This is a genomic window from Mycobacterium sp. E796 (assembly GCF_001672815.1).
Lineage (GTDB): Bacteria > Actinomycetota > Actinomycetes > Mycobacteriales > Mycobacteriaceae > Mycobacterium.
Genome location: NZ_LZKK01000113.1, coordinates 1 through 19,657, shown reverse-complemented (window position 1 = coordinate 19,657; position 19,657 = coordinate 1). Strand labels below are relative to the sequence as shown.

Below are 19,657 nucleotides of genomic sequence, written 5' to 3'. Positions count from 1 at the left end.
CTCTACCGTAATCAGCCCGTTCCTAATTGCCAAAAACCGCACCTGCGGCAATTCTCAACTGCTAATAGCACTAGCGAAGGAATACACAACGATGCCTTTTCAAACAGATCTTCTCAAGGGCCCGTTTGCAATTGTCGACATTGCCGTCGGCGGCGCCACCGGTGATCCTAACAAAGTTGCATACAGCAGCATAATGACAGCTGGATGGATCGGCTATTGCGTCAAGTCGAAGTCGGGCTATGAGCGCCAGAGTGGCAAGCCCCTGAACAAAACGAATCAAGATCCGCTCTGGTGGGCCATCGCTTACATTACGCTCCTGGCGTTTCTAACGGGAAAATCAAATGACGGAAAGAAATACAAAGACGCTGCGGAATCATGGCGCACAGCCAATATATTCCTCACCAACGCCGTCGTGGATACCAGGGATTGGTCAGGCAGCACTGCCGCGGACGAATACGACGCGCGGAATGCCGAGCAAATGGCTCGGGTGTCGGACTTGGAGAATCTTGACAAGCAGGCGGCAGCGGTAATCGCGAATGAGTTGGATGAGCTTGAGGCGACGCACCTGCATTACAACTATGAAATTGCAATCCTCCTGGCTCTTGTCATTACTACTGCAGTCCTTGAGCTGTATAACCCGGTGGCCGCGAAAACCATTCAAACCTACGCTGCTTATGCCGGCGCGCTTGCCGCCACGGGCAAATTTTCGCACATGGCGATCCTTTCGACTATTGAATTTGGGCCGGGCCTTACAAAAAAGACGGTACATTACGAGCAAATCGCTGATGATGCGGCCGCCCTGTTGGAGCAGCTCCGCAAGAATCCGATCAAGATCGAGGTACCCGCTGCGCCAACGAGCTTCACTAGCGAGTTCGTCGGGCCCACCGGCGGTGCGCCGTTAGGCACTGCGCCCAGCACGGCGACGGCATCCGGCAGTCCGGACGAACAAGTCGCCCCCCTGCTTGCGAGCACCACCGGCACCGGCGATGGGGGACGTTCAGCAGACGCTTCACCAGCGGCAGTTCCGGAAGACGAGGCGCCGGAAACCGAACCCACCCCGGGCTACCCGGTGCCCACCATGAGCCAGGTGGCGAGCCGGGCCTCGCAAGCGTCCGCACAAGCCGCCCAAGCGTCCGCGCAAGCCGCGCAGTTCTCGGAGAACGCCTCGGTGACCGTAGGCCTTGTCAGCGACACGGTCGGCGTCGTTGATCAGATCACCTCAATGGCACAGTCGGCAGCGCCCGCGCAGGGCACGGCCGCGACGGCACCCGCCGAGGAGGTGGCAGCGACGGAGGAAGCCCCCACCGCGGAGGATGGGGCGGCCGCGGGCGCCGAGGGGGCCGAGCGTGCACCCATCGATGTCGCCGCGGGCGGCACCGAACAGCCGCAGCCGATCCCCGTTGAGCGCGTCTTGTGACGCCGTTCGCGCATTCAAACCCGTGACAAGTAGGACCAAGTAAGAAAGTGAGCGTCGAGGAAAAACCATGACAGAGTTCCATGTAGTCCCATCGCACGTAGAAGAGTTGGCGACCGCGCAGGAGGACGCTGCCGGCGAAATGGCAACTGCGAGAACAAAAGCCAACGAAGACAGAGGGATGTTCTTATACGAACACGGTCTGGTCTGTGCTGCCACGTACGTGGCCTACACCGAGATGGAAAATGCACGCAATAACGCGGCCGAGCTAACGCGGCAGGTCTCCATAGCTCTCGCCGCTAACTTGAATAAAGCGGCCGAGGAGTACCGCAAAGCCGACGCAGTGATCGCTGAGAACCTCGACAAGCAGATGCTTCCCAGATGATCACGTCGGTAATCGACGCGACGCTCTTAATCACCGGCCACTGCCTGTAGAAGCTAAGAAAGAAGGATGCCCAAAGTGGACACCACACAGCCCTGGTCCGGCAACGCCGGCAGCAACTTCGATGCACTGGATTTCGGCGACGAACCCGGCCACGACGGCGGCGCGCCCTTGAATTTCGGCGACGAGTCCGGCCAATACAGCGGTGCGGCCCTGGATTTCGGCGATGAGTCCGGCGACGACAACGCCGGGCAGTCGGCGATGGACATGGTGCTCGTCGACGAATCGGCCGAGTTGGCCGACACCGCAACCGATCCGCGCGCCGCCGACATCCTGCCCGACGACACCGGCGATGCCGCGGAAACCAACGCCATGGGCGACGAGGCCCCGCTCAAGCTGACCACGGTGACCAACCCCCCCGAGACCGTGTCGGTGACCGCGTCCATGGACGGGACGATCCGCGACGTCGAGCTGTCATCAGATGCGGCCCGCATGACCGAATCGGAGCTTGCAGACGAGATACTCGTCATCGCCGACCTGGCCCGCCAGCAGGCATCGTCGAAGTTGCTCACCGCCGTGCTCGAAGGGACCGCCGAAGCCCTGAAAGAGCTCAACGCGGTAGAGACGGACGACAAGCTAAAAGCACTCGTGGGAGACGTCGGCGAGACCCTCGCTGATCGCCTGGAAAATGGCTTCCTGCGCTTGTCGTCGCCGGAACAGGCCACCCGGGCACAGGCAGAAGTGTTCGCCACCCGATACACCAGCGATGAGGCCTCGTCGCCTGGCAGAAACCCCCGACAGTAAGGACGACATATGAACAGGGCAGGGCACGCCCAGCTGGATGAGGCGCTGCGGCAGACGGGCCGGATGGAGTCGCTCATGGACGAGCTGACCCGGCGGCTGGACACCGAATCCTTCAGGGGCACAGACGAAGCCAAGACCGTCGCGGCGACTCTCAATGGTCGCCGCTGGCTCACCGGGCTGTATATCGAAGACGGCCTGCTGCGGCTGGGCACTGAAACGGTGGCGCAGCGCGTCAACGAGGCGATACGCAACGCGCTGGCCGCCGCGACCGCAGCCGGCGAAGCCGAGCAACAGCGGCTCGCCGAGTCGATGGCCGACATTGTTGGCTCGCTCAGCACGGCAATAGGGTTAGTTCAAGCGAAACAGGAGTAACCGCAACAGTTCACGGCGCGCCGGCGAGCGCCGCGTCGAGTAGCCCGGTGAGGTGTTTCCAGTACAGCCAGTCGGCCACGGCGTCGCGCTGGGCAACCAGGTCGACCGAGGTGTGCGCCTCGTTGAGGAGGACCTCTTGGGCGTGCGCGGCGTAGGCGTGAAATGCGCGCAAGTGGGCAGCCTCGCGGCCGGCAGCTTTGCTCGCCATCGGTTTCACCACGCCGAACCACAACATCGGGCGCCGGTCGGCGGGTGGCTCGGTGCGGGCCGACTGGTCGCTTAACTGGGCAGAAAAGTTCGGATCCACGTTCCCTGCGGTAATGGACGCTGTCAGCCGGGCCGCCGCTTCAGGATCGAGCACTTCCGAGGTGGGTCGGTCCTCGGCCGCGGAAGTCGCGCCCGCCGGCGCCGGCGGCAATAGGTTGACCAACCGCGGATCGGGCGTAGCGGCCAGGCGGTCCGCGGCCTCGGGGTCCACCACCTCGAGCCGGGATCGGCCGACCATGTCGCCGCTTTCGGGGATGTCGTCGGGTTCGAGCAAGACCTTGGCCGCGCCCGGATCGGAATTGGCCAACTGCTGTTCGGTGGCGATCACCGCCCGCAGCTTGGTGTCGCGATGCTCCGCCCAGCCCTGCACGGCCATTACCGGGTACGTGGCCCAACGGGCCCGCTCGGAGGCCGGGATCGCCTCGTCGGCGGTGGCCATGTGTACCTGCTCCGGTAGCTGCACTCCCTCCGGAATGTAAGCGAGCCCATAGCTATTGGCCACCACGATCTCTCCGTCGGTGGTCACCGCGGTCACCCAGAAGAATCCGAGGTCCCCCGCACCGCCGCTGCGGGGGACGTTCAACGCCGCCGCGATGCGCCGCGCCAGTTGCAGCCGGTCCGATCCGGCCCGGCGCGCCGCGTCCGCGGTGGCAGCGTCGGCGATGGCGTCGCGTTCGAGGCGCGCCGCGGAAACGGGAATCGGTGCCATCGCCGGGGCGTCCGCCGGCGGCGACTGGTCGTGCGATTCCGAGTGGGCAGCGGGCCCGCGTCGCGCCGACTGGGTGGCCGCCGCCGGTCGTGTGCCGGGCGTCTTGCCCGACTGTTTCTGTCCCACCGGGGCGTTCGACGCCGCGCCCGAACCTCCGCGCGAACCGCCGCCTCCGCCCGATGCGCCGGGTGCCATTGGTGGGGCCGGCATGCCGGCCGCCCCGGCGGGCGCCACCGAGGTTGATGAGTCCTCCGAGCGAGCGCCCGACGATGGCCCGGCGACCGAGGCCGGTGCCATCCCCTTGCCGCCCCCACCCGCTCCCGGCGCTGACGCCGCCGGGATCAGCGGCGCCGCCGGGGCGGCCGGCGCGAGCGGGGCCGCCGGGGCGCCTCCGGGGGCGCCGCCGCCCGGCGCCGTGGGACCGCGCGGCACCGTGGGACCGGGCGCGCCGGGTGTCGGGGCTGGCCCTGCCGGTTGCTGCCCCGGCGACGACGGCGTTCCCGGCGTCGCTCCCGGGGGGACCCCCGTCACGGGCCCGCCGGGTGTCGGCTGCGGCGGCCTTCCGGGCGAAACCGGCGGCGGCATCGCCGGATTCACCGGCGCCGGCTGCGCGGGACTGGGCCGCGGCCGGTCTTCCTCAACGGGAGGTGAGACGGGAGATGGCTTGTCGGGCAGCGAGATTGGGGGCGGTGTCTTCTGGTCGAGCAGGTCCTGCAAGGCATTGTCGGGGGGTTTCCAAGACTTGCTCGCCAGAATCTGGTCGGCGGTGTTGGTGACCAGGCTGAGGTTTGCGCCGTACGTCGCACTGAGCACGGTGTTGATCGCGGCGGTTCGCTCGGCGGCGTCGAGGCTGGAATCGCTCTCCAGCGCGTCGACGTACTTCTGGGTGCCCTCCACGTTGTCGGTGATGTCCGACTTGGCTTGAATGATCGACCCGGCGACATACCGGTGCCACGTGATCACGGTGGCGAGACTGCTTTGCAGCGTTGCTAATTCGCCGACGATGGTGCCGAGCTCGCCGTTGGCCGCACCGGCGGCACCGCCCGACCAGATGCCGCCATCGAAGATCTCGCTCTGCTGGTGCCGGCAGGTCTCCAGCACGTCGGTGAGCTGGCGCAGCACCCGCGTGTACTCCTGGGCCCGCTCGAAGTAGGCGTCCTCGTCGACCGCCGGCCATCCGCTGGGGTCGAGCATTTGCTCGGCATACTCACCCGTCGGACGCGCCAGGCCCATCGCCTACTCCCTGCCGGACACCGAACTTCATTGTTGACGGCGTCCTCAGTTCATCGAAATCGTTGCTGCTGACCAATTTTCGCCTCGGTCAAGCCTTGTTGTCCGGAGCCGCCTTGCGTGGCCGGTTGCCGATCACGCCCTCGGTCCACTCCCGATCCTCGGTGTACAGCGATTCCTGTTCCCCTTGCGCCTTACCCTTGCCGGCGCCCTTGTCGCCCTGGCCGCCCATCGGCATGCCGCCCATGGGACCGCCGCCGCCCATCGCGCCGCCCAGACCCGGGACGCCCCGGCCCAGACCCGCGGCCCCGGCCGCCGCGCCGGCTGGCCGTGACCCGGCTTCCCCCTCTGCCGACGGCTGCAATGGCATCGACGGCACACCGGCCCCGCCCCCCACCGACGCCGGCTTGACGCCCGCGCCCCCCGGTAGGCCAGCGCCCTTTTTCAGGTCCTTCAGGGCCTCGGTCAGCTTGGGGTCACCCGTGGGGACCGGCGGCGTCGCCGGCATCCCGGCCGACGGCGTGGTGGGCATGGGCATGCCGGTCGGGTCCGGAAGCGAGTCGTCAGTCGGCAGGTTATCGATTGGGTTGTCGGGGTTAGGGATTCCGTCGTCGGGGAGATCGGGACCCGGGCTGGGGTCTGGATCCGGTTTGGGCTCGGGAGGCGGGTCGATGCGCATGCTGTTCGGGGGACTTTTTGGATACACCGGCGCCAGGGGCAGAGATGCATTCGCGACGTATTGGCTCAGCGACGTCTCCGACTTGGCCTGCAGGCTCTCGTACCAGCTGATCGCCATATATAGGTAGTAGCTGTTGTTCTGCGTGTAGTACTTGTACCAGTAATCACATTGGGACACTTCGTAGCTCGTGGGGTGCTCCGCCGCGACCGCATACGTCCCGTCCGGGTTATACGACACGTGCTGCCCGTAGACACGCGCCTTCTTGTGGGCCTGGACGACCCGAAGCGCCTGGCCGCTCAGGGTGGTACACAACGAGACCATCGTGTTTATCCATTGCCGGTGTGCTTCGAAGTTTTGCTCGACGGCCAGCCGGGCCTCGCCCTCCCAGGACTGAAATGGCCGGAACCGCACCCACTCCCGCTGGAACTCGCGCTGGAACGCGTTCCATTCGTCCGCGAACGCGGTGAACGCCGCGCCCTGGTCGCCGGATTCGATGTCGGTCGCCGCCTGCCTGACCTCGTAGTAGGGGTATTGGAACGGCGGCGGCGGGGGAGGCGGCGGTGGCGGAACCCAATCCTCGTCCGGGTCGCAGTTGACCATCATCTGGTCACTTCCGTTCCCGGCCAGCGGCCTCACCGCGGACGCTGACGAACCGCCGTCCACGTCGCTGATGGCGTCGCCGGCTTCCTCGTCGACCTCTTCGTAGGCTTTGGCGGCGTTCCTGAGGGATTTCGCCAGCGCCCTCCATTCGCGTTCGCACGCCTTGATGTAGAGCCGCATCGAGTCGGCGGACAGCGCGATCTGGGTGGCGGCGTCATTGACGAAAGAAAGCGCGCACGGCCCGCGCGGATTTGTGGACGGGATGGCCGGGAGCGGTTTCTCGAGTTCGTCGGCCCGCTGCATCAGCTCGTTGTATTCGACGTTCAGCGTCTGGGTCATACCGGCCGCCTCTCCCTGTGTGGCGCCGCGTGCCTACGGGGCAACCACGTTGCGCGAGAGACGATCCCGTCCGAGGCAGCGTCACGCGCACCCGCCGACCCGGCCGCCGGACGATGTGGTGCAACCACCGACCATCCCTTTCGTGTGCCGGGCCATCCGACCGAGTGCAATCCTAATCCACCGAACGCAGGGGTGATGGCGCTGATTTGCGGCCGATCGTTGGGGACTTGGCGGCTCGAAGTCCATCCGGTAACGCAGAGGTGTCCGGATGGGAAACGTTGGACGCTACCGCTTTTGGGTCGCGGCGCGAAAGAAGACGCCGTCGGCCTGCAGGAGTCGGCCGGTCCGCACATCGACGAAGAAGGGCGCGAATCCCGTCAGCACGAAGCCCAATGAACGGGCGAGTTCAAGCGCCTCTTCTGCGAGCATGCCGCCTTCGTACAAGGGGACGAAGGACAGTTCAAGTTGCATGCCGATGCAACGATCGCCGATGGTCGTCCCGCCGCCCGCGATCACCTGCTTCTCGAAGCCTTGCACGTCGATCTTGACGAAGGGCACGTCGTCGGGACCCAGGATCGTCGACGCCAGCGAATCTAGCCGGGACATCGGAACATCCTCGGTGCCGACATAATTCGCGCTGGGCAGGACGTCCCGATGGCTCTTCAGCATCGGCAGGACGGAGCTGCTCGCGCCGGCGTTGCCCGCCACGTTCATCGAGACCTCTGCCTCATCATCACCCAGCGCGCACCGCAGGCAATCCCACTGCGGGTCCCCCGAAGCGTTGCCTGCCAAAAGAGAGAACGGCCCCGCCAGGGGTTCGAACGAAACGATGCGACCCTTGAAATCCGCGCGGCGCAGGCCGGTAGCGTATTGACCCGAGTTGGCGCCGACATCGAGAACGATATTTACCCGGCGGGATTTGAGTTCGTCCACGAATTTGCGTTTCCAATCGGACTCCGCATAATAACGCGTCACTTCGATTTCGGCGCCATTCGTGAACCAATATAGATCCACCCGCTCACGCTAACACGCGTTGGAGCGCACCCGCTAAGCTGACGAGCGCCATGTTGCTCGACATCCACCTGCAGACCCATTCCGAGACGAGCGTCCACGGCGCACATCGCTATGTCGGAGCCGCCAAAAGCGAAGTCATGCTTCGCTGTACGCGATCGTTGGTCACGTCGGTTAACCAGGCGGACGCCAACATCATCTTGCGCGTCTTTGACGATCACTCATCGCCCGAAGCGGTTACGGCGTTGCGGCGCATCCTCGCAACGTGCAAACACTCGGTCGAATTCGTGGCGCTCGAGGACACGGGCTACAACGCGTCTTGTCTCGCCTCGTTTTCCCGGGCGCGCGACGACGCTCGCGAGCTCATCTATTTCGTCGAGGACGATTACTTGCATACCCCTTCCGCCATCCCGGAGATGCTGGAGGCGCAGGCGTTGTTCAAGGAGAAACTCGGCGGGCAGGAAGTGGCCCTGCACCCCTACGACGACCCGAAGAACTACTGGAGCGTGATATTCAGCCAAGAGAACTGTCGGGTCGTGTACGGCGGCAAGAGGCATTGGCGTACGAATACGCACACCACGAATACGTGTTGGATCGAAGTGGGAACGTTAACGAGAAATTGGGAGCGGTTCGAGCGACTCGCGCGCTATTCGAGCACCCCGTACGGCCGCGCGCACCACATATTCGAGGCTTCGACGATCAACGAGATCTGGCGCGAACAGGTTTCACTCTTCACGCCCATACCGTCGCTGGCGCTGCACCTTCAGTACGAGGAACACAAGGACCCGTACCTGGACTGGAAGAAGTGGTGGGACTCCGCCGCCTATTAAGCACGCTCAGGCATCGCGGCGCTCAAACAGGCCGCACTCGCTCCGTTGGTCCGCGGACTTGAACTGCCGGTACGGCTTGAACCGGATTTCGCCGTCCAGCATCCGCGTGAGGAACTGCTCGAGCCCGCGGCAGAGGTCGTCATATTGCTCGTCGAGCACCGCGAGCTGTGGGGCCGGCCGGTTGGTGTGCAAGATTCGCAGCGCGAGAACGGAAAGCCGATCGACGATCGTGCCGGGCGTTTCGGTGTGTAGCGGCGCGTTTCGGTTTGGGTTGACGCGGTCGAGCAACGTCGCGTCGATGTCCTCGATCGCCGCATTGCGCCGGCTGTTGAGGCCGTCGATGCAACGCTTCCTGCGGGCCACTTCGTGGTCGCTGACGCCGGGCCGGCGGACGGCGTCTTCGTGATGCCATAAGCCGAAGTTCATCGCGTGCAGGTGCAGCGCCTTCGCGGCGATGCCGTCGCTATCGCCAGGGGTGGGCTCGTCCTCGTGCCAGCATGCCGCGACGTCGTGGAACTGTCGCACGGCCGACAACAGATCATTGGGCGCGCCGCTGGGCTGCCGCGGCGCCGTCCCGACATGTTCGGCGGCGAGTTCCTCCAGCGCACCGAGCACTTCTTCCACGGTGATTTCCGCCATCGTGCTCATCTGAACGTGCCGGTGCGGTGCGAAACGGAAGCCCCATGTCGCGGGCTGCGTCGGGCCGAAGAGTCCGACGCCCGGCACCCGCGCCAGATCGGCGGCGTGCAGCATGCAGGAATCGATCCCCACGAAAAGGTCCGCGTCAGCGACCATGCCCATCGCGAGGTCGAGCGGCGCCCCGAGGTAGGGAAAGATCCGGTCCCGCTCCCGCCCGACGTTGAGCCTCTCGTCTCCCATCCCGACGATCCAGGCCACAAAGTCGCGATGACGAGCCAAGAACCGGTCCAGCAGGTCGATGAACCGGGTGACCGGCCACTGTTTCTTAGCCCAGGTCGTGTCCGCGTGCACGGCGAGCACCTTGGCTCCCGCGGGCAGGGCGGAACGGATCGATCGCACCTCGTCGCGGGTGGCCGCCGAGGTGGGCACCGGCTGGGCGTGGTTTTCGATCCGCGCCGAGGGATCGAACAGGCGCGCCAACTTGAAGGTCAGGTCCGCCGCGTGCGGCACGTCTCTGGGGACCACGACGTCGTAGGTGTCACCGGTTGGGAAGCCGACGCTCGTCTTGGGCGCCAGGCGTTTTCGAAGGGGGCGCGCGAACGCGCTCGACGGCACGTCCCACGGAACGGCATCGATGAACAGATCGACCGGGCCGATCTCGGCGGCCAGGGCGTCGTAGTCGAGCACTCGATTGGAGGGTGGCCCGAGCGTCGGTCCCGCCGGCGGGGATCCGGTGATGTCGACGAGGCGGCCGCCCAGCTGCCGGAAGCATAGGTCGAAGGCGACCTTGGGGCACACCATTGTCAGTGGGGCATCGAACATTTCGTCCAGCGCTCGCAGCGTCGGCAGCGTCAGTACGGAGTCACCGATGAGCGTGGAGAAATAGACCGTGGGTTGGCGCGCCCGCAGCAGATGCTCGAGGAGCCCGCGCTCGACGTGTACCGAATGTCCGTCCTGCAGGACGGTGAATTCACTCAACGCGACGATCCTGTTCGTCGGCGAGGTCCTCGAGCGCCCCGAGCGCCTGGTCCACGGTGATGTCCGCCATCGTGCCCATGTCCACGTGGCGGTGGGGTCCGAACCTGAATCCCCATGTCGCAGAACGCGTCGGGCCGAACAGCCCGACGCCCGGAACGCGCGCCAGGTCGGCGGCGTGCAGCATGCAGGAGTCGATCCCCAGGAAAAGGTCGGCATTGGCGACCAGCCCCATGGCGAGGTCGAGCGGTAGCCCGAGGTGCGGAAAGACGCGGTCGCGCTCGTGCCCCACGTTGAGTTCCTCGTGACCCATCCCGACGATCCAGGCGACAAATTCGGGATGGCGCGATAAGAACCGGTCCAGCAGATCGATGAACCTGGTAACGGGCCAGCGCTTCTCCGCCCAATCGGTGTCAGCGTGCACGACGAGCACCTTCGTGCCCGCGGGCAGGGCGGCCCTGATCGAGCGCGCCTCCTCCGACACGGACCGCGGGATCGGCACCGGCTGGGCATAGGCCTCGAGCCGCGCCGAAGGATTGAACAGGTGCGCCAGCTTGAAAGCCAGCTCCGCCGCGTGACAATCCTCCCTGGCGACCACGAAGTCGTAGGCGTAGTCGGTGGGGAAGCCGATGGTCGTCGTCGGCGCCAGGCGCTGCACGAGGGGACGAATGACGGTGCTGGACAGGGAATCCCACGTCAGGGTGTCGATGAAGACGTCAACGGGACCGATCTCCGAAGCCAGCGCTTCGTAGTCGCGGCTTCGGTGCGGTAACGGCGGCAGCGGCCGCGGACCCGTCAGCGGTAATCCCGTGGTGTCGACGTGGCGGTCGCTCACCTCCCGGAAACACAGGTCGAACGCCACCTTGGGGCAGACCATCGTGAGGGGGGCGGTGAACATCTCCCCCAACGCCCTCATGGTCGGCAACGTCAGGACGGCGTCGCCGATGTTGGACACGAAACATACGGCGGGCCTTTCGGCCCGCAGCACGTCGCTTGCCGTCATCACGCCAGACCCCAGACCGCTCATGAGTAATCGAACCGCCGTGCCAGGGCGTCCACCTCGGCCCAGGCCGGATCGGCCGCGTCGATCCGATCGCGGGCGCATGGCCCATGGCGCAGAGGCCGCAGGTTGCCGGCCTTCCACGGCAGCAGCGCGCCGCCCCGGACGAACTGGTGATCGCCGACCGTCTCCGGCGCCGCGTGCACGAGTGATGCGGCGGCGCCGGAAAAGGCCAGGCCCCATCGTCCCAGGGCGGCTTCGAGTGTCGCCATCGGCCGGGCCGCGAAGGCCTCGAAACGCACGACGGCCGGCCTCGCGTCGCCGGCATCGAGTGGTTCCAGGCAACTCTCGACCAGCGCCAGGGCGTCGGCCACCGTGTCCTTGATCCAAAAGTCGGTCGGCGCCCGCAGAGGCGAATCCCGGTGTGCCAAGCATGAATTCACGACCTGTCGCGGGTCGCGCAGGACGAACAGTACCTTGGCCTCCGGAAAGGTTCGATACAGGGCGCCCAGCTGAGTCGCGTACCGCGGGTTCTTCTCGCCCCACACCGTGGCTGGCCGGACGATCTCACCGATCACGGCCCGCAGCGCGGCCGCCGGGTCGGCCGTTTCCCGGGCGCGGCGCCGGTAGCCGTCGTAGACCCCGCGTTCGACGAGGAAGGCGTGCAGCGTACCGATCACCGACTCGCCGTACCGACCGACTTGGATCAGGTCGATCTCGTCGAAGAGCTTGATGTCGTCGTGATGATTGAGGAATTGGGCGACGATGGTCATCCCCGACCTGGGCGGCCCCACGACGAACAGCTGCACCGCTTGCCTACGTCAGTCCCGCGGCCTTCATCAATTGTTCGGTGGCGTCCAACAGCGATGCGAAGACCTGCTGTTGCTGCTCGGTGATCGCCGCCGCCGCGGCGACCTGCGCATTGCGCAGCGCCTCGTTGACGCGCTCTTCGACCGTTTGTGCGCCCAGTCGCAGGAGGCCATCCTCGATGAACACGCCGGTCACCGCATGCTGGCCGTTGACCGTCACGTTGACGGTCTCGGCTTCGTCCCTGCCCGTGAAGGATTCGGTGCTGGTTTGGTACATCTGGTCCTCGAGGACCGCATTGAAGTGCTTCAACTGCTGCAGTGCCTCACCCACCTGCGGGTGCTGGTCCTGGGTCTCGATGCTCATCCGGTCTCCTTACCTTTGTGTACTCAATCGTGCCCACCTGCGGTGCGCCGTCATGACGCCGTCCTGCCCGCCCCGGGCAGGGCCTGCAGGTAGCGGGTTTCCTCGGGCGCGGTGACGGCCCGGATCGGCAACTGCCGGTGCCGCGGGGTAGCAATGACGTTGTGTCGCAGCGTCACCCGATCGGTGCCGGGTCGCGGGGCGAGGTAAGTCGTCGCGGTCGGCCAGGCCACCTTGGTTTCCGGCCCGGTGTGCGCGCCGATCAGCTCGGCGAACTCGCGGAATTGCGGCCCGAGGGTGACGGTCCCGCCCGCGGCCGCCGCGCGCGCCGCGAACCGCACGAACGTTTCCGCGTCGCCGAGGTTGATGCTGACGTCGACGTCGTCGAACGGCAGGTACACCGGGTAGCCGCTCGCCGTCTGGCCGACCAGCACACCCGCCGACCCGATCGGCACCTGACAGTGCCGGTCGGCGACGAGGTGCTGCCCTTGCAACGCGGCGCGCTGGCCACCGGACACCCGGGAGAAGCCACGGGGCCGTTTCGCCTTGGCGGACGTGGTCAGCAGGACCGTCGACTGCGGCGCCTCCCCTGGCACGACCCGGATCCGGGTGATCGTGTGGTCCGCCGGCGCCGACCACCAGACGTCCGGACCGCCCGGCGCGGTGTAGCCGGCGGTGAAATTCCCCCGGCCCTGGATCCGCGACCACCTCTCGCGCTCGAAGCTGATCTCCGTGGCATGGTCGAAATCGTCGAAGCTGCGGCCACATACCGCGTCGACGCCGCTGCTGGCCAGGCCGTCCGCGATGCGCGTCGTCGACGCGACCAGGTAGCGGGCCAGCCCCGCGACGCCCGCATCGCGGCGCTGCGCCGACCTGCGGGTGCGTTGCGGATCGGCGCGCAGCATGATCCACGTTCGGCGGTACGCGGGCGCCGGGTCGGACCCGATCAGTTGCTCGTACACGCTCGCTGCCTCGGCCGATGCCGTCCGCCCGACGCGGTAGCCGGCCGAGACGATGTCGGCCTCCAGGTCGGCGCAGTGCACCGACAGCAGCCGCTCGAGCAGTCGGGTGTCCACCACGTCATCGGTATGCGCCCGCCCGTCGACGATGACCGTCGGCGTGAAGGGCCGGGGAATGAGTTCGATGACGGAGACCAGGAACTCGTTCTGCCAGCGCACGGCCACGTGGTCGGCCGGCTTCACGGTGGCACCCACCACCGGCTCCGACGGGGCCTTCGGGGGTCTGCGGTGCCGGGCCAGCCAGGCGAGCGTCGCCGCCAGCCAGCCGGTCAGCCGCCGGCCGCGAAATGTGACCAGCGCCAAGACAACACCGACCCCCACGAGCGTTGGGCCCGCCCACTCGTAGCGCGTGCCCAGGAAGAGCAGGATGCACAGCGGCGCGAGCGCGGCCAGCCACAACGCGTGCCCGCTGGTGAATCGCAGCCGTAGTGATGTCATTCAGCGCCGTCGCAGGGCTCGTCCGGCCAGCGCGGCGAGCGCCAGCGTTAAGAACAGGGCCCCGACGCCCAGCGCCACTGCCCCGATGGGCCCATGATCGGGTCCCGGCACCGGTGCGGGCGGTTGAATACGCTTGACCGGGGGCGGGTTTGGCGGGGCGCCGGCCGGGATGTCCCATGTCAGCGCCGCGACCGCGTTGACGATCCCGGCGCCGACGGCGTCGTCGACGCCCCCGCCGGGGTGGCGTGCGGTGGCCGTGATCCGGTTCAGGATCTGTGCGGGCGCCAGGTCGGGGAACCGCTGGCGCAGTAACGCCGCCAGGCCGGAGACGTATGCCGCGGCGAACGACGTGCCGGCGATCGGCACCGGGCCGTCCTTACCGGGCAACGCGTCCACCGGCTCCCCCTCGGGGCCGAGCGCGGTGATGTTTTCCGCCGGCGCCGCCGCGCCCACCCACGGCCCGTGCATGGAGAACGGGCTGGGCGCCCCGTTTTGTCCGACGCCGCCGACGGCCAGCACCAGCGGCGCGTACCACGCCGGCGTCACGATCGTCTGCACCTGTTGCCACCCCCGCGGGTCGGCGGGCATCGACGGGTCGGGGGGTGGGTTCTGCGCGCAATCGCCGCCGGTGTTGCCGGCGGCCGCGATCACCACGGCGCCCTTGACGTTCACTGCGTAGTTGAGCGCCGCGCCCAATGTGGACTCGTCGACCGGCTTGCGCGCCTTGAAGCACGCCGCCTCGCTGATGTTGATGACCCCCGCCCCTAGGTTCGCGGCGTGCACGACGGCGCGGGCCAGGCTGCGGATGGACCCGGCCGCCGGCGTGGCGTTGGGGTCGTTCGGGTTGGCTTGGTTGTCCTTCGGCTCGAACGCCTCCGACGTCTGGCGCACCGAGATCAGCTGCGCGTCGGGCGCGACGCCGACGAACCCGTCGGTGAGGGCGGGCCGGCCCGCGATGATGGACGCGGTGAGTGTTCCGTGGGCGTCGCAGTCGGAGAGCCCGTCGCCGTCCTTGACGACGAAATCGCCACCCGGCGCCGCGGGGACGCGCGGCGAGGCATCCACCCCCGTGTCGATCACGGCAACCGTGACGCCCGCCCCGGTGGCGAACTTGTGGGCCTCACCGACCCCCAGGTAGGCGTTGGCCCAGGGCGGGTCGTGAAAGTTGGTGCCGGGCAACGTCAATGGCGCCTTGCAGACGCGACGCTGTTCGAGGGGCTGGTCGGGTCCGGTCACGTCGGACGGCACCGCGCCGGCGTCTATCGAGGGCGGGGCGACCGCCGAGGCAAGAGGGGCGGTGAGCACGACCAACATCAGCGTCAGCGCGATGGGCAAGACACGGTGCACCGCCGACGCTCCATTCGTTCCGCCTGGGCGGCCGGCCACGCGCCGCCTGATGGGAAGCATCTTCTCGGATTTCGGGCCGGTGCGCAGCGTGAACCTGTGGGGCCGCGCGAACGGCGCGTTTCAGCCGGAGGCCACCGATGCGCGGGTGTCCCGGTCAGCAAGGCGCGCGACCTGATCCCTTGTCTGGTAATTTGATTCATTCGTATCGGGCCTTAGACAAACAGATCGCCAATCCCGCCGCGCTAACTGCACATCAACTGGAAGCAACGGCTGCGTTACCAGTAGACGAACCGCCGCATTGCCGCGTTTTCGGCGGTAACCTGCCGGGAATCAGGGCAGGGTGTTCTGCTGCGGTGCTGCGGCGGGGGATGTAGACCCGGGGAGAAAGCCGATGTCAGGATCACAGGACGCCGGTCAAAGACGGCACGGTGCGTTTGTCCGGGCGGTGGTGCGTGCCGCCGATGGGGAGGACCCGGCCGGTTGGGTGGCTAAGGCCCTCTGCCGGACGATCGACCCCGACAGACTTTTTGTCCGGGGTGCCGCCCAGCGCGAAGCCGCGCTGGTCTGCCGGCACTGCCCGGTTATGCAGGAGTGCGGGGCAGAGGCGTTGGATAATCGCGTGGAATTCGGTGTCTGGGGTGGGATGACCGAGCGCCAGCGGCGGGCTCTGCTCCAGCGGCACCCCGAGATGGAGTCCTGGTCGAGGTTCCTGAGGGAACAGCGAAAGCGCGGCGCCGGCTGACCCGCTTGGGCTCGGCTACCAAACGATGGCGGCCATGTCGCGGTTGTCCGAACACACGCTGCGGACGGCCGCCTCGATGTCGTCGGCGGTGATGATCTGCAGGTCCTCGACGGTGACCGGCCGGCCCGACCGCTTCTGGGCAACGACACGGGTATCACGGAACCCCTCGGCGCGCTCGATGACGTTGCGGGCGAACCGGCCGTTCTGCATGGCGTCGATCCCGTGCTGACCGCCGGGAGTGGTGTAGTTACGGATGGTGGTGGCCGCCGCCAAGAACGCCTCCCGGGCGCCGTCGTCGAGCAGGCTGGCCCGCGGGGTGGCGTAGCGTTGCCCGATCTCGACGATCTCGTCCGGAGAGTATGACTCGAACCGTAGCTTGCGGTTGAACCGGCCGGCCAAACCCGGGTTGACCGTGAGGAATTGGTCTACCTGGTCTTCGTAGCCCGCCCCGATGAAGCAGAAGTCGAATCGGTGGGTTTCCAATGCGACCAGGAGTTGGTTGACGGCCTCCATGCCGATCATGTCCGGTGTGCCGTCCTGGTGGCGTTCGATCAGCGAGTAGAACTCGTCCATGAAAATGATTCGGCCGAGCGACTTTTCGATAAGCTCGTTGGTCTTGGGCCCGGATTCCCCGATGTAGTGGCCACAGAAGTCGGACCGGCGGACCTCGCGGATCTCGGGGTGGCGCACGATGCCCATCCCGGCGTAGATCTTGCCCAGCGCCTCGGCGGTGGTCGTCTTACCGGTTCCGGGCGGCCCCACCAGCAGCATGTGGTTGGTCTGGCCCTCCACCGGTAGCCCGTGTTCGAGACGCATCATGCGCACCTCGAGCTGGTCCTCCAGCGCCGACACCGCCTGCTTGACGGCCGCCAGGCCCACCTGTTTGGCCAACAGCCGGCGGCCCTCGGCCAATAGCTCGGCGCGCCGCTCGGCCGCCTCGGCGTCGTCGAGCTGCTCGCGGCTTTTCGCCGTCGAGGCGTCCCACTTGTCGGTGCGGCTGGCGATGGCCTGCTCGTCGGTCACGACCAGCTGCAGATTCGGGTCGGCCAGCGCGGCCTTCGCCGCATCGGTCAGCACTCCGTTGATGGTTGCCTTGGACAGCCAGATCTGGGCGCGGTCCTCCTCGTGCAGTTGGCGGTGCACCATTCCGCGCACGTACGCCAAATCCGCTACGAGCAGCGGAATGTCGGCCGGGCCGATCGAGGCGGTCAACACGTCGGCGCCGAACCGACTTGACGACGCGTTCTGGCCGATCACGTCGACGCGATCCAGCCAGTCCAGCGCCACCCGGCCCTGCCCGAGGTGCGCGGCGGCATGCGCGGCCAGCGCGCAGATCGACGCCGTCACCGCCGACATGATGATCGCCTGCGGCGGCAGCTCTTCCGCGGCCGTCAACAACACGTCCGACCAGCGCTGCGTCGCATACATCAGGAACGCCCGCGCCAGCTGATGCCATTGGTAGTTGCCCCACGAGTCGAGCAGCTCGCGGTTGGCCAAAAGCTTGTCCGCCTCGGCGTATTCGCCGGCGATCGTCAGCGCCGAGGACAACGCCAGCCCCACCTGGGACGCGTCGGTGACCGTGATGCCGATGTAGGGGCCCAACTGCATCTCGGCGGCGAGCGTGCGGCCGATCCGGGTGGTCTCCCGGTGCAGCCATTCGCGATGATGGTTGAGCCGCTTCAGCGAGGCCAAATCGTTGTCGCCGCAGGCGATCCGGCCGAGCCAGGCGTCGGCCATCGACGGGTCGGCTTCGGTGGCGGCGACGAACTCAGGCAAGGCCGCGGCGGGCCCCTGCCGGTCCCTGATCGCCATAGCGCGGTCGAAATGCCTGCGCGCCGTGAGCAAGTCCCCCATTGTCTGCACCGTCCTGGTTAGGTCGCGAACGACATCGCGACCGACTCGAGGTTGACGTAGCGGTTCTCCGCACGGAACAGGTCCATGTCCACCAGCCACGTCTCACCGGCCGCGGTGACTCGCACCGTCGCACCACTCACCTGCTGGATGGCCACCTCGAACGTGTGCCCGTGACCGTCGGGTAGCGCGGTGCCGGCCGGCGCGACGGTGATCACGGTGGCCGGCCGCGGCGCGGGCGAGATCGCGACGTCCCTGGCGTCCGGCCGCGCGAGTTCGACGACGCTGACGGTGGTGCGCGGCGCCGGCCGCGAGGTGCTGACGACGCTGACGACCGGCATCCGCACGCTGGCCCAACGCTTCATGTCGCGGGTATGTACGCACACCCGCTCGCCGGCGCCGGCGGTGCGGATCACGATCCGCTTGGCGATCGCGTCGTCGGCGGCGACGAACACCCGTGACAGCTCCCCGGCATCGGTGACGGGGATCATCAGTCGGTCGCCGTTGCTCAACTTACCCACCAACACCCCCGACGGCCCGATCTCCATGATCAGGCTCTGCGGCAACGGAGTTCGTCGCAGACCCCGCAGGAACGGGCGCGGGCCGCACATGTTGGCCGCCGCCGCGGCGGCCTGCTCGCCGTTGAGGCGGCGCAGGACCACGCTGGGCGGGCTCGGCGCCTGGGTCGGTGTGCGCACGGTGACCGTGGCGGTGCACTCCCCGTCCGGATACACCGTCACGTTTTGGATGACCTCATCGGCGCGCAGCGTCCACGCCTGCGCGAGCACGTGGGAGTTGATCGCATCGGCCGGGTAGGCGTACGTCGTCATCCATCCGGCCTCACCGCGGATGGCCTTCCACTTTTGCGTCGCGCCGGACACCGCATCCCAGCCCAGCCGACGATCGAGCTCGGTCAGATCCGTCGCGGTGGCGACCTTGGCGCGCAAACCCTGGCAACGCAGCAATCCGGCGATGCGTTGGGCCGCCGAAATCGCCGTAGCACCAAGGGTTGTGCGCCACCGCAACGCATCGGTGTTGTCGATCACCGGCAACCGCAGGATCAACCACGTCTCGCGGCGGCCGGCGTACGGCGGCGTGCCGATCTCCGCGTCATACACCCGCGGGTAGTCGCCCACGTTGCCGCACCGCGACCCGATCGAGACGACGCTGATCGAGTCGAGCTCCAAGCCCAGCGGGTGCTGCAGCAGCGGCACCAGGTCGACCACATCGATCACGTTCTCGGTCTCGACGCTCACCGAGCCTGTCACCGTGGTGGCCCGGTGTGCCCTGCCGAGCAGCTGCACGGCCACCACGGCCACGCCGTCTTCGACGCGCACTGCGCCTCCGGATCGGTTGCTGGCCACCGTGATTGGCTCACTCCAGGAGATCGGCCGCCGACCCCGCCGCCACAGGACCGCCCATGACCACGCCGGCTGCCCCCGCCAGGGCACGAACACCACCGCGACGCCCAGCACCGCGGCCACCGCGGCGCCGACGTAACCGCCGACCGCCCAACCGGCCAGCGCCAGAAGGAACACCACCAGTATCCCGACGACCCGCCGGTTGCTCCCCGGGTTGAAGCCCGTCAAGCGTGACCTCATCGCGCCCTCCGCAGTCGCGCGCTGATCGCCGCGACCAACACACCGGCGATGACGACACCGAGGAAGCCGATCGCGATGTTGCGCGCCCGATGATCCGGGGGCGGCGGGGGTGCGGCCGGCGTGATCACGCGGGTTTGCGAGCCCGGGGAAGTCTTGTCGCCGGGAGGGATGTTGAACGTCAACGCGGCCACCGGGTCCACCAGGCCGTAGCCCACCTTGTTGTCGACGCCGGCCGGCG

At 67.3% G+C, this 19,657-nt stretch carries 17 protein-coding genes and 1 pseudogene; 6 read left to right on the top strand and 12 right to left on the bottom strand.

Annotation, left to right across the window (positions count from 1 at the left end):
* Positions 1–91: 91 nt before the first annotated feature.
* The 4 genes from A5706_RS09325 (at position 92) to A5706_RS09310 (ending at position 2,972) form a co-directional block, all read left to right on the top strand.
* Positions 92–1,417 carry an EspA/EspE family type VII secretion system effector gene (locus A5706_RS09325; protein WP_156767033.1) on the top strand — a complete coding sequence of 442 codons (1,326 nt, stop codon included), beginning with the start codon at positions 92–94 and terminating at the stop codon, positions 1,415–1,417.
* 67 nt (positions 1,418–1,484) lie between these two features.
* Positions 1,485–1,799: a type VII secretion target gene (locus A5706_RS09320; protein WP_068129344.1), complete on the top strand. Its 315-nt coding sequence runs from the start codon at positions 1,485–1,487 to the stop codon at positions 1,797–1,799.
* A gap of 75 nt (positions 1,800–1,874) precedes the next feature.
* Entirely contained in the window at positions 1,875–2,600 is a 726-nt protein-coding gene (locus A5706_RS09315; protein WP_156767032.1) for a hypothetical protein, read from the top strand.
* 9 nt (positions 2,601–2,609) lie between these two features.
* On the top strand, positions 2,610–2,972 hold the full coding sequence (locus A5706_RS09310; protein ID WP_068129341.1) for a YbaB/EbfC family nucleoid-associated protein: 363 nt from the start codon (positions 2,610–2,612) through the stop codon (positions 2,970–2,972).
* A 10-nt stretch (positions 2,973–2,982) separates the two neighbouring features.
* Here the strand turns inward: A5706_RS09310 and A5706_RS09305 are convergent, their stop codons facing one another.
* The 3 genes from A5706_RS09305 to A5706_RS09295 form a co-directional block, all read right to left on the bottom strand.
* Positions 2,983–5,181, bottom strand: a complete 2,199-nt coding sequence (locus A5706_RS09305; protein ID WP_068129338.1) for a hypothetical protein — start codon at positions 5,179–5,181, stop codon at positions 2,983–2,985.
* Positions 5,182–5,269: 88 nt separating this feature from the next.
* Positions 5,270–6,796 (bottom strand): hypothetical protein, encoded by a 1,527-nt coding sequence (locus A5706_RS09300; protein ID WP_068129336.1) that lies wholly within the window; start codon positions 6,794–6,796, stop codon positions 5,270–5,272.
* Between the two features lie 285 nt (positions 6,797–7,081).
* The gene (locus A5706_RS09295) at positions 7,082–7,810 is read right to left on the bottom strand and encodes an FkbM family methyltransferase (RefSeq protein ID WP_068129334.1); all 729 of its coding nucleotides are present in this window, start codon (positions 7,808–7,810) and stop codon (positions 7,082–7,084) included.
* A 53-nt stretch (positions 7,811–7,863) separates the two neighbouring features.
* On the opposite strand from A5706_RS09295, the gene A5706_RS09290 reads away from it, so the two are divergent.
* Entirely contained in the window at positions 7,864–8,637 is a 774-nt protein-coding gene (locus A5706_RS09290; protein ID WP_156767031.1) for a hypothetical protein, read from the top strand.
* Positions 8,638–8,643: 6 nt separating this feature from the next.
* Here A5706_RS09290 and A5706_RS09285 read toward each other — a convergent pair whose 3' ends face one another.
* Genes A5706_RS09285 through mycP form a run of 6 tightly spaced genes read right to left on the bottom strand, consistent with a single transcriptional unit; the run spans position 8,644 to position 15,192 of the window.
* The gene (locus A5706_RS09285; RefSeq protein WP_068129330.1) at positions 8,644–10,254 is read right to left on the bottom strand and encodes a DUF4254 domain-containing protein; all 1,611 of its coding nucleotides are present in this window, start codon (positions 10,252–10,254) and stop codon (positions 8,644–8,646) included.
* Complete coding sequence (locus A5706_RS09280) at positions 10,247–11,254, bottom strand: glycosyltransferase family 9 protein (RefSeq protein ID WP_197517795.1); 1,008 nt, start codon at positions 11,252–11,254, stop codon at positions 10,247–10,249. Before A5706_RS09280 ends, A5706_RS09285 begins: the two co-directional genes overlap by 8 nt.
* A 20-nt stretch (positions 11,255–11,274) precedes the next feature.
* Positions 11,275–12,060: a sulfotransferase gene (locus A5706_RS09275; RefSeq protein WP_068129328.1), complete on the bottom strand. Its 786-nt coding sequence runs from the start codon at positions 12,058–12,060 to the stop codon at positions 11,275–11,277.
* 7 nt (positions 12,061–12,067) lie between these two features.
* Positions 12,068–12,424, bottom strand: a complete 357-nt coding sequence (locus tag A5706_RS09270; RefSeq protein ID WP_068129324.1) for a YbaB/EbfC family nucleoid-associated protein — start codon at positions 12,422–12,424, stop codon at positions 12,068–12,070.
* 50 nt (positions 12,425–12,474) lie between these two features.
* On the bottom strand, positions 12,475–13,878 hold the full coding sequence (gene eccE, locus A5706_RS09265) for a type VII secretion protein EccE (RefSeq protein ID WP_068129322.1): 1,404 nt from the start codon (positions 13,876–13,878) through the stop codon (positions 12,475–12,477).
* The gene (gene mycP, locus A5706_RS09260; RefSeq protein ID WP_369831835.1) at positions 13,879–15,192 is read right to left on the bottom strand and encodes a type VII secretion-associated serine protease mycosin; all 1,314 of its coding nucleotides are present in this window, start codon (positions 15,190–15,192) and stop codon (positions 13,879–13,881) included. It lies immediately after the preceding gene.
* 424 nt (positions 15,193–15,616) lie between these two features.
* Between mycP and A5706_RS09255 the strand changes: the two genes are divergently transcribed.
* Positions 15,617–15,967, top strand: a complete 351-nt coding sequence (locus A5706_RS09255; protein ID WP_068129388.1) for a WhiB family transcriptional regulator — start codon at positions 15,617–15,619, stop codon at positions 15,965–15,967.
* Positions 15,968–15,982: 15 nt separating this feature from the next.
* Here A5706_RS09255 and eccA read toward each other — a convergent pair whose 3' ends face one another.
* The 3 genes and pseudogenes from eccA to A5706_RS09240 form a co-directional block, all read right to left on the bottom strand.
* Positions 15,983–17,821 carry a type VII secretion AAA-ATPase EccA gene (eccA, locus tag A5706_RS09250; protein WP_068129317.1) on the bottom strand — a complete coding sequence of 613 codons (1,839 nt, stop codon included), beginning with the start codon at positions 17,819–17,821 and terminating at the stop codon, positions 15,983–15,985.
* A gap of 17 nt (positions 17,822–17,838) precedes the next feature.
* Positions 17,839–19,419, bottom strand: coding sequence for a type VII secretion protein EccE (gene eccE / locus A5706_RS09245; RefSeq protein WP_068129315.1), 1,581 nt, complete (start codon positions 19,417–19,419; stop codon positions 17,839–17,841).
* Positions 19,416–19,657: pseudogene (locus tag A5706_RS09240) on the bottom strand (type VII secretion-associated serine protease); the annotation flags it as partial. The gene eccE (A5706_RS09245) and the pseudogene A5706_RS09240, both read right to left, overlap by 4 nt.